Genomic DNA, 15079 nt, shown 5'->3' on the forward strand with positions numbered 1-15079 from the left:
TTGCCGGTCTGGAGCGTATCGCGGGGTAATGACCGACGAGTTACCGGACGAGGCTCGCGAGGCCTTCGAGGCCCACGACGCGTTCGAGCTGGCCGACGACGGCTACCGGCTGACGACGACCGACTTCTACGCTACGCTGACAGCCAGCGAGCGCGAGGACTACGCGACTGACTTCACGGTGACCGTGGAGGTACCGACGCTCGACAGCGCCGTCACCGACGGTGATGTCGGCGACGCCGTCCAGCGCGGCTGGCTCGACACGATGAAGCGCAGGCTGGAGGACGCGCCGAAGGCGACGCGGGCGTCGGTCGACCTCGACGAGTTCGACGTGCGAAGCGAGGACGGCACCGTCGTCGTGACCTACGAGTTCTCGTTCGGCGACGCCGACCGCGCAGCCGCCGTCGGGAAGACGTTCATCGAGTACGTCGAGGGGACCTACGTCGAGAGCGTGGTACCCGGGTACGAGTACGGCGGGACCGTCGCGGACCTGCTCGGCGCGGCTGCGACCGGCAGCGACGGCGAGCGCGGCGGCACGCCCCTGTAGCTGATGGGCTGTAACTGCCGAGCTGGTCGCTGACGGGCTGGCTGTACTGCGGGACGACCCGCGGCGAGTTACTGGTCGGCGATGACGTCGCTGGCGATGTTCCGGCCGCGGGCCTTGAGGCGGACGTCGCGGCGGACGCGTTTCTTCCGGAGGATGCCTTCCTCGACGAGGCGGTCGAAGACTGCCTCGACCTCCTCGACGTCCATCCCGACGAAGTCCGGGATCTCGAACGGCGAGACGCCCGAGTAGAGGGCCATCAGCACCTCCGTGTCCGTCTGGTCGAGGTCGGCGTCGGTGGCGTTCTGGAGTTCGCCCTGTCGGACGAGCGATTCGAGGATCGAGACGTGGCGAGCGGTGCCGGAGACGTAGGTCTGGACGCTCGTCCCCTCGCCGTCGGTATGTTCGATTTCGAGCACGCGGCGCTCGTCGCCGCGGATGGTCGTCTCCCGCGTCTCGACGGCGCCGACGTCTTCGAGTTCGACCTCGACGAACTGGCCGCTGGAGACCGCGAGGCCGACGGAGTCGCCCTCGATGTTGATCCGGCCTTTCGTCCACTGGGTGTCCTGCACTACGCCGCCCTCCACGGCAGGGTGTTTCACGAGGGCGGCCTGCCCGTCCAGCAACGCCGTGTAGAACTGCTCCTCGAACTCGTCGACGTCCGTGGGAGCGACGAGGAACACGTCGGAGCTGAGCTGGACGGAGAAGTAGCCCGAGACGGCCGCCATCGCCTGGTTCGCGTTCTTGCGGTTCTTGACGGTCGTGATCTTCGAGAGCGGGAACTGCCGTTTGCCCTCGTTGCTCGCGAGGACGAGCCGCTTGTTCGAGAGGAGGATCCGCCCGCCCACCCACTCGAGGTCGTTGACCTTCCGGCCGTTGGTGACGACCTGGACGAACCGGCCTTTCGTGTCCGCGAGCGGTCGCTCGCCGCCGCTCATTGGAGATCACTCCCATCCGCTCGGGAACCGACTCGGCGGTCGATCCCCACCAGTGAGCGACGGCGGCGACTCACGCGCGACCACCCAGCTTCGAGATGGCCGAGAATGCGCGCTTGCGGATCTGTTCGTTCTCGGTCTCGTCGAGCAGTTTGTCGATGCGCTGGCGCGAGCGCTCGCCACCGACCTTCCCGAGCGTGAAGACGGCCTGCGCGCGTGCCTCGGCGGGGGCGTCGCTGTCACCGACGAGCGCGAGCAAGCGGTCCTCGACGGCCTCGCCGCCGAGTTCCGCGAGGCTCGTCGCGGCGAACTGGGTCGTCATCTGGTCGTCGGCCCGGAGCGCGCCGACGAGCGCGTCGATGACACGTTCGCGCTCTTCGGCCTCGGTGACCCGGCCCAGCAGCCAGGCGGTGTTGCGCTGCTGGGCGGCCTGCGTGCTCTCCTCGAGGATCTCCACGAGCGGGACGACGACGTTGCGGTCGTCCGTCTCGCTGAGCTGTTCCACGATGGTCTCGCGGATCTCGTGGCTCTGCTGGGTCGGGACGTTCGCCAGCAGTTCAACCAGCGAGTAGACGGCGGTCCGTCGGACGGCTGCCGAGTCGTCGGTCAGGGAACTGACCAGGTACTCGACGGGCTGGGCGTTGGGGAAGTTCCCGAACGCGCCGACGGCGATCCGGCGGACCCGCTCGCTGTCGTCCTGGTACATCGGGAGCAGCGCCGAGAGGGCCTGTCGGTTGCCGATGTTACCGAGCGCCTCGGCGGCTTCCCGGCGAACGGTCGCGTTGTCGTCCCGCAGCAGGTCTTCGAGCCCCCCGGTCGCCCGGGAGTCGGCGATCTGTCCGCACGCACGGGCCGCGCGGGCCCGGACGCGGGGATCGGGGTCGACGAACCGCTCGGCGAGTTTGGGAACGGCGTCGGGCTCGTCGAGCGCGCCGAGGCCGTTCGCGGCGGCCATCCGCAGTTCGGGGACCTCGGCGTCGAGCGCGCGGGTGAACGCCTTGGCCTTCATCCAGTCGGCGCCCTCGCCGAAGTCGACGCCGGCCATGTCGGCGATGAGCGTCTCGATGGCGTCGCCTCCCAGCGAATCGAGTGAGTCGACGGCTGCCGCGGTCACTTCGCTGCTGCCGTCGTCTGCCGCGGCGCCGGAGAGGGCGTTGACGACGTCGACGCGGTCGTCGTGCTCGGGGAAGTTCCCGAGCAACTCGGCGGCGCGAGCCCGCAGCTCCGGGTTGTCGCTGCGCCGGAGGACGCCGATGAGTTCCTGTACGTCGCCGTCGCGTTCGAGCTGGTAGAGTGACATCAGGCGCGTCTGTAGATGCGGTGTTTCTTCTGGACCGGTTCGTACCGGCCGCGGAACTCCGAGGGGAGGGTCTCGGTCATCCCGATCATCAGGTAGCCGTCTTCGTCGAGCGAGCCGGTGATCGTCTCGAAGATCGGCACCTTGTAGTCCGAATCGATGTAGATGAGCAGGTTCCGACAGAGGACCAGGTCGTACCCGCGCTTCTCGCGGCCGCGGATGAGGTCGTGGCGCTCGAAGGTCACGAGGTCCTTGACCCGGTCGGTGACGGTGAACACGTCGCCATCGCGGTCGACCCACCGCTCGGGCGCCGACAGCGGTTCGAGCTCCGATTCGATGTCGGTCGTCTGGGAGGTCTCGTACTGTCCGTCTCGAGCGGTTCGCAGGATGTCGCGGTTGATGTCGGTGCCGAGGACTTCGACGCTCCGGGCGTCGATCTCGTCGTCGTCGAGCGCCAGCATGGCGATCGAGTACGGCTCGCGGCCGTCCGCACAGGGCGCGCTCCAGATCGACACCGACCGCTGGTCCGCGGTCAGGGTCCGCAGAACGCCCCGGAGCGACTCCCAGGCGTCGGGGTTGCGGAAGAACCCGGTGACGTTGATCGACAGCGAGTCGAGCAGTTCCTCGCGCTCGCCGTCGTCGTCTTCGAGCAGGCCCTGGTAGGTCCGGTAATCGTCGACGTCGGTGCGGCGCATCCGCGCGGTGATCCGGCGGTCGAGGTACGCCTCGTTGTAGAAGCCCGATTCGAAGTCCAGCTCGCGCTCGATGTACCCGAGCAGTTCCTCGAACGAACGCTTCGAGTCCTGGCTCATGTGCGTCGGTCCCCCGTGTTCGTAGCGTCGGTCACGTCGATCGCTCCGTCTTGACGGTCATTAAAGCGTCACCACGTCGAGGATGTGGACGATGTTCCCGTCCCCGAGGACGGCCGTTCCGCTGAGGCCCGGCGTACCGCTGAGGATGCCCTCCAGCGGCTTGACCACGACCTCTTCCTGGCTGTTAACGGCGTCGCACCGGAGGGCGATCTGGCGCTCGGACTCGCGAATGCGGACGAGCATCCCGTCGCCCGCGGTACTGCCCGCGTCCGCGGCGGCAGCGACGGCCTCGCCGGCGCCAGCGGCTGCGCCCGACGCGCTCGCCGCGACGTCGTCGACGTCGGTCGGTTCGCCGCCGTCGGTCGCCGCGGTTTCGCCGTCCGCGTTCGGACTCGCCGCGGTCCCGGGGACGTTGAATCGCTCGGCGAGGTCGACGACCGGGTAGATGTCGTCGTTGTGCTTGATCACGTCGTTGCCGTTGATCTGTTTGACCTCGTCGGTGCTGGTGATCTCGTCGACGTTCTTCAGCGGGACGCCGTACTCCTCGTCGCCGACCTCGACGAAGAGGACCTTGACGATGGCCATCGTCACCGGCAGGCGCAGGGAGACGGTGGTCCCCTCGCCGGGCGTGGAGTCGACGCTGACGGACCCGTCGAGCTGCGTAACGGTGTCGTGGACGACGTCCATGCCGACGCCGCGGCCGCTGGTGTCGGTGACCTCGTCGGCGGTCGAGAAGCCGGGGTGGAAGACCAGATCGTAGATCGACGAGTCGTCCATCGCCTCGATCTCGTCCGACGAGCGGACGCCCTTTTCGACGGCCTTCTGCTTGATGCCCTCGACGTCGAGGCCCGCACCGTCGTCCTCGACCTCGATGATCACGTGGTCGCGCTCGCGCGAGGCGCGGAGTTCGACCTGCCCGGTTCTGGGCTTGCCGGCCTCCTCGCGCTCGTCTGGCGCCTCGATCCCGTGGTCGAGCGAGTTCCGGATGATGTGCATCAGCGGGTCCGAGATCTCGGTCAGGATGGTGCGGTCGAGTTCGATGTCCTCGCCCTCGATGGTGAACTCGACGTCCTTGTCGAGTTCCCGGGAGAGGTCCCGGACCATTCGCGGGAACTTCCCGACGACCTTCTTCAGCGGGATGAGCCGCATGTCCATCACGGTGTTCTGCAGGCTGGCCGTGATCTTGTCGAGTTCGTTGAGGTTCTCGGAAGCCCCGGCGAGGTCGTCGGTCTCGACGGCCCGGCGGAGCTTGATCCGGCTGGTGACCAGCTGTTCGACCAGCCCGTGCAGGTCGTCCAGCTGGTCGACGTCGACGCGGACCGACTTGATCTCGTCGACCGAGGCGCCGTCCGCCTCGGCGTCGGCGGCGGGTCCGTCGCTGGCGGGACCGGAATCGGTCTCGGCGGCTTCGTCATTGCCGTCGTCGGCCATCGACAGTTCCGTCGCGTCTGCGGACTCGACGGCGCTGATCGCGTCGAGTTCGGCGGCGACCGCGTCCGCGTCGGGCGCGTCGAGCGCGAGGACGAAGTCCTCGTCGAAGTCGCCGTCCTCGATCGCCTCGCGGTCCGGCTCGGCACCGAGCAGGTCGAAGGCGTCGGTGATCCGGTCGAGCGCGAGCATGGCGTCGACGCCGAGCATGTCGCCGTCGCCGACCGAGACGCGCGCGCGGACGATCCCTTCGTCGGCGTCACCGGGCGAGACACCGAGCGTTTCGGGGTCCATGCCGTCGTCCTCGGCAGATTCCGAAGATGCCGCCGAATCGGACCCGGCGCCCCCGGCGTCCATCTGCGGTTCCGTGGCGCCGGTCTCGGCGTCGAAGTCGCTCTCTTCGAGGACGGCGCGCAGTTGCGCGACCGTCTCCTCGGTTTCGACCGTCGATTCGCCTTCGGACTCGATCTGGCGGACGATCGCTTCGATCAGGTCCACGCCCGCGAAGATGAGGTCCATCCGCTCGGCGGTGACCTCCATCTGGTCCTGGCGCATCGCGTCGAGGAGGTCCTCGATCGCGTGGGCCAGTTTGCTCGCGTCTTCGAAGCCCATCGCGCCGAAGTTCCCCTTCAGCGTGTGGGCCGTCCGGAAGATCTGGTCCATCGCCTCGCGGTCGTCCGGATCGCTCTCCAGATCGAGCAGCGAGTTGTTCAGGTTCGTTATCGCCTCCTCACTTTCGCGTATAAACGCGTCGAGATACTGGTCGTCCATTTATGTCACCTCGAATGCATCGAGTATCGCCGCCGCCACGTCGTTGACCGGTGCTACGCCGTCGACGCAGCCGGTTTCGATCGCCCGCTTGGGCATCCCGAAGACCGCCGACGTCGCTTCGTCCTGTGCGAGGACGTACCCGCCGGCGTCGTGGATGGCGCGGGCGCCCGCGGCGCCGTCTTCGCCCATCCCGGTCAGGATGACGCCGGCGAGCGGGTCCGTGATCGTCTCCGCCGCCGTCTCCATCGTCACGTCGACGGCGGGCCGAACGTTGTTGACGGGCGGGTCCTGCGTGAGCCCGACGCGGAGTCGACCGCGCCGGTAGCTCGTCACTTCCATGTGGTAGTCGCCCGCGGCGATGAGCGCCTCGCCGCCGCCGATCTTCGCCCCGTCGGACGCTTCGCGGACGTCGTACTCGCTCCGCGCGTCGAGGCGCTCGGCGAACCGACCGGTGAACCCGCTCGGCATGTGCTGGACTACCAGCACGCGCAGGTTCGCGTCCAGCGGCAGGTCCGAGAGGACCTGCTCGACGACGGTCGGCCCGCCGGTCGACGAGCCGACGACCACCGTCGGGTTGTCGACGTAGGTGGACGCTGGCGTCCCCGTGGCCGCGGCGCCGCCACTGGATTCGCTCCCCGCGCTCGCGTCGGCCGTGACGTCCGCTCCGGCGGTCCGGGCCGAGGCCACGTCCGAGGAGTCGGTCGGGTCGACGGCGGCGACCGAGGTCACGATATCGACGAGCTGGTCCTTCAGGCGGGACATCTCCATCGAGACCTCCCCGCCGGGTTTGCGGAAGAAGTCGACGGCGCCGCGGTCGAGCGCCTGAAAGGTCACGTCCGCGTTCTCGTCGGTGTGGGCACTCAACATCAGGATGGGGGTCGGTCGCGTCGACATGATCCGGTCGGTCGCCTCGATGCCGTTCATCTCGGGCATCTCGACGTCCATCGTCACCACGTCGGGATCGGTCGCTTCGACGGCCTCGACGGCCTCGCGACCGTTCCGCGCCATGCTGACCACGTCGATCCCGCCCTCTTCGAGGATGTCGGAGATGACGCTCCGCATGAAGTGCGAGTCGTCTGCGACGACCGCTCGCGGCGACGAACCTACTGCCATGTGGAGCCCCCGATGACGGCTCGGGCACGGCCCGAAACACGTCCCCGGAACCCCGCCGGAGCCGGCACCATTCGTGTTCGTACTCTGCGGCAGGCCCGGCATAAAGACTCCGCCCGCGAAATCAATGCTGATAACCCGGGAGACACCCTTAAGTCGCCGTCCCGGGCACTTTCGCCAACGGCCAGCCATGGCATCCAACACCCAGCACTCGTCGACGAGCGCGACGGACGGACAGGTCCTCGAGTTCGCCCTCGGCGAGGAGACCTACTGCGTCAGCATCGACTACGTCACCGAGATCGTCGACGTCGGCGACGTAACGACCGTCCCGAACTCTCCCCCGCACATCCGCGGCGTGATGGACCTGCGCGGGCGGACGACCTCTATCGTCGACCCCAAGGTCGTCTTCGGTATCGACGGCGAGAGTTCCGAACGCCGGATCATCGTCTTCGACCCGGCCATCGTCAACGACCAGGGCGCCGCCGGCTGGATCGTCGACGAGGTGTCACAGGTGGTCCAGATCAGCCGCGACGAGGTGGACGAGTCGCCCTCTCAGGACAAAGACGCGATCCGCGGGGTCGTCAAACGCGACGACGACTTCGTCATCTGGGTCGATCCGAAAGCCGTCCATTCGGCCTGACCGGACCGCTTCCCGGACACTTTCCGTTTCTCCGAACTCCGACTCCGTAGCCGCCGCCCGCTCGTCCCGCCGACATCCCCGTGTGTGCGTACTGGCAGTCGGCGTTCCGCAGACCGCTCTCTCCACCTGCTTCGATCGACCCGGCCGGGCCGGGAGCGGAGATCCGGTCGGCAGGGGGTGTCCGGGCGTTGGCGTCAGCGTCGTAACTACTCGCATGAACAAGACTTTTTACCGAAGACGACCGACGGTCCACAAGCCGAACGCCGCGGGGATCAACGGAAGACATGATCGAACTAACGAAAACCGGCATCGACGGGTTGGACGAAATCCTGAACGGTGGTATTGTCAAGAACTCGACTACACTGGTGAGCGGGAACCCGGGGGCGGGCAAGAGCATCCTCTGTCTGCAGTTCATCTACAACGGCGTCGAGCAGTTCGACGAGAAGGGCATCTACCTCACCTTCGAGGAAGACGAGGAGGACCTCCGGGAAGCCGCGGAGTCCCTCGGGTTCGACAACTGGGCCGAACACGTCGAGAACGGCGACATCAAGGTCTACGACAAGAAGGTGCTGCTGCGGGAGAACGACTTCTCCTCGTCGCTGGAGCTGTTGCTCGACGACTTCGAGGACAACGACTACGACCGGGTCGTCCTCGACTCGCTCGCGATGTTCGAGCTGTTCTTCGAGACCGAGCAGGAGAAACGGACGTACCTCCTCAAGTTCACCGACATCCTGAGCGAGAACGACCTGACGACGCTGATGACCAACGAGCAGGGTGCAGTGTTCCCCGAGACCGAGATCGGGCTGGAGAACTACCTGACCGACGGAAACATCTACCTGATCCAGACGCCGACGGAGTCGGGCGTCAACCGGTACGTCTGGGTGGCGAAGATGCGCAAGCAGGACATCGAGACGGACATCTTCCCGATGGAGATCTCCCAGGGGGGTATCCGCGTCCATCAGAACGCCAGCGCGTTCTCGATGATGAGCGAAGACGACACGCCGCTGTAATCTTCGCGGCCCTATTTTCACGTTTGTAATCGGTTATTACTCGGTGAAATACGTTCATACGGCCCTGAAGCAGCCGTTTTCCGGATATCGCGAAGGGTTCGGATCTGCGGCGTAATCCGGCCGTACCAGCAGCGATAGATTTATACTCTGGTGAATATACGTTTTGATAACGGATGGCTTCAGCCGAGATCCTACAAACACTGGGGAACAAATACAGTGCAGAGATCCTGGACGCGACGGACGAGCCCCAGTCCGCCCAGGAGCTGAGCGACGAACTGGGGATTCCGATCGCCACCTGTTACCGACGGATCGACGAGCTGACCGAACACGATCTGCTCGAGCTTCACGACAACATCCTCTCGGACGACAGGCGGCGTATTAAGGTGTACCGCCGAAACGTCGACACTGTACACATCGACTTCGAGGAGTCGCTGACCGTCGATATCGAGGAGCGCTCGGAGGTCACGAACAAACTCGACGAAGCGTGGCGGACCCTCTCGGAGAGTTAGTCTCGCGCACGCGAGCCGTCCCCAGCCCGCAGTCGCCGGCCGACGCCTTCCATCGTTTTACCGCCAGATCGGCCGGTTCATCCGGTTTTTCCAGCCGATTATCAAGAGGGATATTTTTGAGGGTGGATTTAATACCGGATGTCGAGAAGTCCCGAATTAACGTGGTTACAGTGATCGAAGCACTCTACGCCGTATCGACGATCGTCTTCGTAGTCGCCGGAATGACGATGGTCGGGATGGCCATGCGCGCGTACGTCCAGACGTCCAGACAGGCAATGCTCCACCTCTCGCTGGGGTTCTCGCTGGCAGTGGCCGGCTCGGCAGCGACGATGATCAGCGCGTTCATCACGAACTTCACCGGCCCGCGCTCGCTGTTGCTGGTCAACAGCGGACTGACGACCTTCGGGTTCCTCTTCGTCATGTACAGTCTGGTCATCTACGAGTGACAGGCAGAGCCGAACCGGAATTCTGTTCCAAGATTCGATATAGATACTTGTAGTTTGGCCGCGAATGAATTTATCTGTTTTAAACTTTCTACGCAGCATTTTCGCGGATGAAATCGACATTTGTGCCGTTTGATACTGTTTTCACTATCGATATTTGGTAAGGTAGGCTTAATACCGGGAACTCGAAATCCGGTGGTAAGTCCGAGCCGTACCGTGCGCTCGGGCGGACTGAACAACAATGTTCGACAATACACAGAAACGAAACGACCGCGGGCAGGTCGGGATCGGGACCCTCATCGTGTTCATCGCGATGGTTCTGGTCGCCGCCATCGCCGCCGGTGTGCTGATCAACACCGCCGGCTTCCTGCAGTCGAGTGCGGAGCAGACGGGCGAGGAGAGCAGTCAGCAAGTAACCAACCAGCTGCAAGTCATCGGGACGACAGGCATCGTCGCCGGCGGTGACGGATCGAGCGCCGATCTGGTAACTATCGGTGGCGACGTCCCGGTTGACTCGGGCGATACAGTGACCGCATCAGTCACGACCGGTGACAACCAGGTCATCGTCACTAGTTCCAGTACGTCTGGCTCGATCACGGTGTCTGACACCAACGTGCTGGAGTTCGAGCAGTATGAGGAGGGCGACACCACGTACATCCGCGTCACGAACACTGACACGGGCTCGTCCGTCTCCTTCGACGCGAGCAACGATCTGCAGCTCGAATCCGACGGTACCGCTGACGACATCCAGTTCGAGTACACTTACTCCGACGACATCTTCGGTGAGACCACGCTCACGACGAGTACGTTCACCGAGCCCGGTACCGCCGGCAACACGCTGGCAGTCGCTGTCGACGCCGAATCCCGGACCGAGTCCTTCATCCAGCTCGAAGGTGGCAGTGGAACGAACCTCGTCATCAGCGACGGCGAGGAAGTTACCGTCAGTACCGCCGGCGGCGACCTGGTGAACAGTGAAAGCCAGACGCTCGGCGTCTCGGTCGACGACACGCTAACGTTCTCGCCCAACTCCGAAAGCGAGGAGTTCACAGTCACTAACGAGGACACCGGTTCGAGCATCACCGTCTCCGCGGAGGGGACGCTCGGCGCCGACTCCGGAGGTTCCGTCGCACTCGACACCGATGGTGACTCGGCATCCGTGAGCGCGAGCGCCAACTTCGTCAAGACAGACAGCCGGTTCCTGTTCGTCCGCAGCCTCACCGACGGGAACGCCGTCGCGCAGGTCGACATCCTCGTCGCGTCCAGCCCCGGTGCCGACGACATCGACATGACCCAGACGGTCATCGACATGAACTCGCCGTCCGGTAGCCACCAGCTGACCTACGGCGAACAGACCATCGAGAACCAGCAGTTCGCCATCAATGCCGTGCAGGACCAGGACGGCACCGTGCCTGTCCTAACCAGCGGTGACCGCTTCAAGATCGTCATCGACCCCGGCCGTCTCGACCCCGGGACGACCACCGAGATCAGTATGACGACGCCGTCCGGCGCGACCAAGACCCTGCTCGTCCGCGTGCCCGACTCGCTGGCGAACCAGGAAGCAGTCTCGCTGTAAGCAGCTCTCGCTTTCTCTTTCGGCTTTTTGCCTGAACTCCACCGCCGAGTGGCGTCGCTACGGATCGATAATTCTCCCGGCCTGAGAGGGGCAACGACGCCACAATTTCGCCGATGATACTCCGGCGGGAAGCCTTTAGTAATCCTCTGGGATAGCGAGGGGTATGTCGACCAGAGACGGTTTCGGAATCGCGCTGATTATCGCGGCTGTCGCGTTGGCCGCGTTCGTCGGCGTCGGTGCAGCCCAGGACGGAACGGCGACCCAGGACGAGTGCCGAGTGGTGAACGGCTCCCAAGTGTGTGTGACCGATCTGTCGGTGTCGAAGGATCCACTCGTCGCCGGTAACAGCGGCGAGGTCACGGCGACGATAGAGAACGTCGGCAACCGGACGGCCTCGCCGGTAGTCGTCCTGAACGTCGTTCATCCAGGCAACGATACGGGCGTGTTCGCGATCGGCGAGCCGGCGATCGAACCCGGCGCGTCGACGTCGGTCTCCCAGCCGCTCGACGCGAACACCACCGGGACCCACGGCTTCCAGGTCCAGCTCGTCGACCGGCAGACGCGAGGACTGTACGATACGTCCGACCCGGTGACAGTCGAAGTTGTCGACGAAGTCCCGGCCCGACTGGGCGGTCCGGTCGACCGCGTCGAGATAGCCTTGCTCGCGCTCGTCGTCGCGCTCGTTGGGATGGGTGCGGTCGCGTACCGCCAACTCCGATAGCTGGCCGTCTCTGTCGTTCTCTCCGGACGATAGCCAATCGGATCAGAGTTTCAGGTACCGGTTCACGTGCCCGTTTTTTCACTCCCCAGTTTCGGTCAGTATGGTGAATATATGACGAAATGACACTTTCTCGGGCAGGGGACATCTCTAACAACGCGGGACAGTCGTCCGGAAACACCAATATCCGCTCACTGTCCACGGCCGTGGCTTATTAGAAATCAACCGTTTTTTGGATCGTATTTCCGCGATTTTAACATCAAGAACAGTAATGGGTTCGTAACACTATGGATCATTCGACGCACGTGGTCGTTCTCCTGACTGGGGCTACGGAGGGAAACACACCGCTCGAAACAGCCGCCACAACCCAAACTGATGACGTACAACTCGATGTCTGGGCATGGGGATCGCCACAGGGAACCCCCTACGGCCTGTCCCCCATTGGACTTAACGCAGCGTCTCGATTCGACCCCCGTGGATATTATCAACTCTATCAACGTCTAAAATCTGTCCGGCCAGACCTCCTGCATGTGCATCCGATAGCAGTCGGCGCAGGCGCAACTGTCATCGCGTCACTCTTAGATATACCCGTTATCAAAACGGAACACAATCCCCACACAGCATACGGACCGGTGAAAACGCTCATAAACGCGGCCTCAAGCACGCTTCGAGAAGTCGTCGTCAGCAACTCGCAAGCAACCAACGACAGCTTTCCTCACTGGGAAAGGAAGCTCTTAAACGCTGCAAACACAACACGCGCCATAATCCCTTACGGCACAAACCTTGACCGAATCGATCACGCAATTGACAGTCGGGATCCACCAGAACTTCCCTCAGGTTTCATTATAGGGTCGGGCGGTCGCCTCGTACCCCAGAAAAACCTTAGTACCCTCATCGACGCCATTGCAGGCCTTGTCGCTGAGCGCAACACCGATGATATACATCTTGTTCTCACTGGCGACGGGCCACGACGTGTAGCCTTAGAGTCGCGTGCCCGCGCCCAGGGAGTGTCTGACCACGTGCATTTTCTCGGATGGCTGCCTGACCAAGCGGATGTGTATGCATTCTATAACGCAATTGATGTGTTTGCGTTCCCCTCTCACTACGAAGGGTTTGGGATGGCGAACGCGGAAGCGATGGCAGCTGGCACCCCCGTTATCACGAACGACATCCCTGTCCTCCGTGAGGTCGTCGGCGACGCGGGGGTACTCGTTGATGCGAGTGATGAAGATTGCTTAATAGATGCTTTGGAATCCCTCTATGACGATAGTGAGCAACGAGAGGCGCTTGCGCAGCAGGCGCGCGAACGGATAGCCAAGTTGTTTACAGCGTCAGACGCCGCAGAGGAATACGCTCGGCTGTACGAGGATATTACGAACGGTGAACTGTGAGTGTACTTATCAAACATCCCAATTATAGTAATCACTCACCCCGATAACAGTTTGAGAATACCCTGGATATGAACCGGCCAAAAAAGCCATCTGGTTCCCCCCCAAAACTATCATTTTCAGACCAGTGATTGGCTTCTGAGTGGATTTGGATACACCACACAGTTTTCTACCACTTGTTTAAACATCTCTGAATCTAGCTTTCCGGATTCTCATCGTGGGAATAGACAATGATCATTACGCACACGTACTGAGCAGGAAATTCAGGCTCGATGGTCCTGAAACCGACTCCCTTACAAACCATTCTATGACACTCGAGATTGGGTAGCCAATCAGTCACGCCGGCGATATCCACGGGGGTTCTCACTGCAAGGGTCGGAACGACAGCGGTCTGACCGTCCCGGAAGCGGCCCGCCCCGCTACAGCGAGACGGTATCCTGACCGGCAAGCGACGTCGGCACGGTCAGTTGAACGCCCGTCGACGCCCCGTCGGGAGCTATCAGGCGGAGCCGTTCGCTCTGGCCCGCCGAGAGAGAACCGATCCCGATTTCCGAGAGTTCGATCCGGATGCCCGCCCGGTCGTCCCCGGCGTTCAACACGCCGCGATCGAGCGACCCGTCGTCGTCCGAGAGGGATTCGATGGTAATCGCCGATGTCGAACCGGCGCTGTTGGCGGACCCCACAGGCGACTCGACGACGACGTCGGACAGGTCGAGGTGCTGACTGTCCGAACGGACGACGAGCGTGACGTTGTCGACCGTTTCGGCCGTGTTGTTGACGTACCCGGTGGTACCGACGACGACGATCCGAGAGGAGATCTGGTCGGCGCCTCGGTCGCCGACGGCCTCCGTATCCTGCTGGAAGTTGCCGGTGACCTCGAGGAACACGCCCGCCGTTGTCGCAGCGATCAGCAGCGCCGCGATCAACACGATCAACGACCCGATAGAGCCCTGCCCGCGGCGATCGGGCCGCTCGAGATCCGATACTCGGTCCCTGCGGTACACGGATGGAAGTTATGGTGTACGGGGATAACGGTGTCGACGGTTCCGAGGGGGCACCAGCGCTATAGCGATCTCCATAGGCTTCCAGCGACGGACAGCGGAGGCCCCGTCGCGGCGACGAAGTTATTATCCACCATGGATAACGGAGGGTATGGCAAGCGGTCCCGACGATAGTGGGGAAACCGACGACGGTCGAGTCCTCTCGCCCGACGAACTCGACATCACTGACGACGAGCACGTCGCGGAGATCGACGACGGCCGGTACGTCGTCTCTCCCGGGGGCCCGATCGACGACGTCCCGACGGTAAACGACGGGGCCGACGCGACCTCCCCGTCGCCGGCCGAACCGGCGACGGAGGAGACAGACCGATCCCCCGAACTCACTGAAGGCGACGTCCACGAGTTCCTCGAGACGCAGTTCGAGGAATCGGGGTCGCGGTACGGGTTCGACATCACGGCGACCTTCGACGGGTCCGTCCAGCAGCGACAGATGGTCTCGAACGACGTGGCGACGATCTTCGAGAGCCTCGTCCTCTGGTACGCCCAGCAGATCGACGGCAAGACCCCCGTCGAGGAGGTCCTCGGTATCCTCCTGATGGAGGCGAACGTCCCGGTCCGCTACCCGCCGGCGAGCCTCCGCCGCCTGCTCGAGTCCACGGAGCTGTCCCCTGACGACTCGATCGCCGACCTCATCGCCGCCGTCGGCGACGAGGACGGATTCCGGATCTGATTCGCCGGATCCGTACGGATCCGAACCGCCGGATTCACGCCGTAGACCGCTTGCGCTGTATCCTCACCGCGTATTCCGGTGTCCGTTACGTCCGTTCTGGGCTCCGGCAATCGGTATCGAACGGTCCACGACGGCCGTTCAAACTGCACCCCGCGTCGCCGATCCCGGCGCGT

General features: G+C 63.7%; 15 protein-coding genes and 1 pseudogene. 10 read left to right on the forward strand and 6 right to left on the reverse strand.

Annotation, left to right across the window (positions count from 1 at the left end; all coding sequences use genetic code 11):
* Window positions 1–28: 28 nt before the first annotated feature.
* Entirely contained in the window at window positions 29–544 is a 516-nt protein-coding gene (locus AB2U09_RS22375; RefSeq protein WP_459194968.1) for a DUF5813 family protein, read from the forward strand.
* 68 nt (window positions 545–612) lie between these two features.
* On the opposite strand, the gene AB2U09_RS22380 is transcribed toward AB2U09_RS22375, so the two are convergent.
* The 5 genes from AB2U09_RS22380 to cheB form a co-directional block, all read right to left on the reverse strand.
* Complete coding sequence (locus tag AB2U09_RS22380; protein ID WP_459194969.1) at window positions 613–1479, reverse strand: CheF family chemotaxis protein; 867 nt, start codon at window positions 1477–1479, stop codon at window positions 613–615.
* Window positions 1480–1549: 70 nt separating this feature from the next.
* Window positions 1550–2776, reverse strand: a complete 1227-nt coding sequence (locus tag AB2U09_RS22385) for a HEAT repeat domain-containing protein (protein WP_459194970.1) — start codon at window positions 2774–2776, stop codon at window positions 1550–1552.
* Entirely contained in the window at window positions 2776–3585 is an 810-nt protein-coding gene (locus AB2U09_RS22390) for a CheR family methyltransferase (RefSeq protein ID WP_459194971.1), read from the reverse strand. Before AB2U09_RS22390 ends, AB2U09_RS22385 begins: the two co-directional genes overlap by 1 nt.
* 60 nt (window positions 3586–3645) lie before the next feature.
* Window positions 3646–5784, reverse strand: coding sequence for an ATP-binding protein (locus AB2U09_RS23260; protein ID WP_510172083.1), 2139 nt, complete (start codon window positions 5782–5784; stop codon window positions 3646–3648).
* Complete coding sequence (cheB, locus tag AB2U09_RS22405) at window positions 5785–6897, reverse strand: chemotaxis-specific protein-glutamate methyltransferase CheB (RefSeq protein ID WP_459194972.1); 1113 nt, start codon at window positions 6895–6897, stop codon at window positions 5785–5787.
* A 187-nt stretch (window positions 6898–7084) separates the two neighbouring features.
* On the opposite strand from cheB, the gene AB2U09_RS22410 reads away from it, so the two are divergent.
* The 8 genes and pseudogenes from AB2U09_RS22410 (at window position 7085) to AB2U09_RS22445 (ending at window position 13178) form a co-directional block, all read left to right on the forward strand.
* Entirely contained in the window at window positions 7085–7534 is a 450-nt protein-coding gene (locus AB2U09_RS22410; RefSeq protein WP_459194973.1) for a chemotaxis protein CheW, read from the forward strand.
* Between the two features lie 284 nt (window positions 7535–7818).
* Complete coding sequence (locus AB2U09_RS22415) at window positions 7819–8544, forward strand: RAD55 family ATPase (RefSeq protein WP_459194974.1); 726 nt, start codon at window positions 7819–7821, stop codon at window positions 8542–8544.
* Window positions 8545–8717: 173 nt separating this feature from the next.
* Complete coding sequence (locus tag AB2U09_RS22420; RefSeq protein ID WP_415382774.1) at window positions 8718–9053, forward strand: ArsR/SmtB family transcription factor; 336 nt, start codon at window positions 8718–8720, stop codon at window positions 9051–9053.
* 170 nt (window positions 9054–9223) lie between these two features.
* Window positions 9224–9499 (forward strand): DUF7521 family protein, encoded by a 276-nt coding sequence (locus AB2U09_RS22425; RefSeq protein ID WP_459195131.1) that lies wholly within the window; start codon window positions 9224–9226, stop codon window positions 9497–9499.
* Window positions 9500–9737: 238 nt separating this feature from the next.
* Window positions 9738–10136 (forward strand): annotated as a pseudogene (locus AB2U09_RS22430) (flagellin); the annotation flags it as partial.
* The gene (locus tag AB2U09_RS22435; protein WP_459195132.1) at window positions 10110–11069 is read left to right on the forward strand and encodes an archaellin family protein; all 960 of its coding nucleotides are present in this window, start codon (window positions 10110–10112) and stop codon (window positions 11067–11069) included. The pseudogene AB2U09_RS22430 and the gene AB2U09_RS22435, both read left to right, overlap by 27 nt.
* A gap of 163 nt (window positions 11070–11232) precedes the next feature.
* Window positions 11233–11790 carry a COG1361 family protein gene (locus tag AB2U09_RS22440; RefSeq protein ID WP_459194975.1) on the forward strand — a complete coding sequence of 186 codons (558 nt, stop codon included), beginning with the start codon at window positions 11233–11235 and terminating at the stop codon, window positions 11788–11790.
* 284 nt (window positions 11791–12074) lie between these two features.
* Window positions 12075–13178: a glycosyltransferase family 4 protein gene (locus AB2U09_RS22445; RefSeq protein ID WP_459194976.1), complete on the forward strand. Its 1104-nt coding sequence runs from the start codon at window positions 12075–12077 to the stop codon at window positions 13176–13178.
* 416 nt (window positions 13179–13594) lie between these two features.
* Here AB2U09_RS22445 and AB2U09_RS22450 read toward each other — a convergent pair whose 3' ends face one another.
* Complete coding sequence (locus AB2U09_RS22450; protein ID WP_459194977.1) at window positions 13595–14179, reverse strand: archaellin family protein; 585 nt, start codon at window positions 14177–14179, stop codon at window positions 13595–13597.
* Between the two features lie 148 nt (window positions 14180–14327).
* On the opposite strand from AB2U09_RS22450, the gene AB2U09_RS22455 reads away from it, so the two are divergent.
* The gene (locus AB2U09_RS22455; RefSeq protein ID WP_459194978.1) at window positions 14328–14906 is read left to right on the forward strand and encodes a DUF7500 family protein; all 579 of its coding nucleotides are present in this window, start codon (window positions 14328–14330) and stop codon (window positions 14904–14906) included.
* Window positions 14907–15079: the final 173 nt, after the last annotated feature.

Source organism: Halosimplex yunnanense (assembly GCF_054504345.1).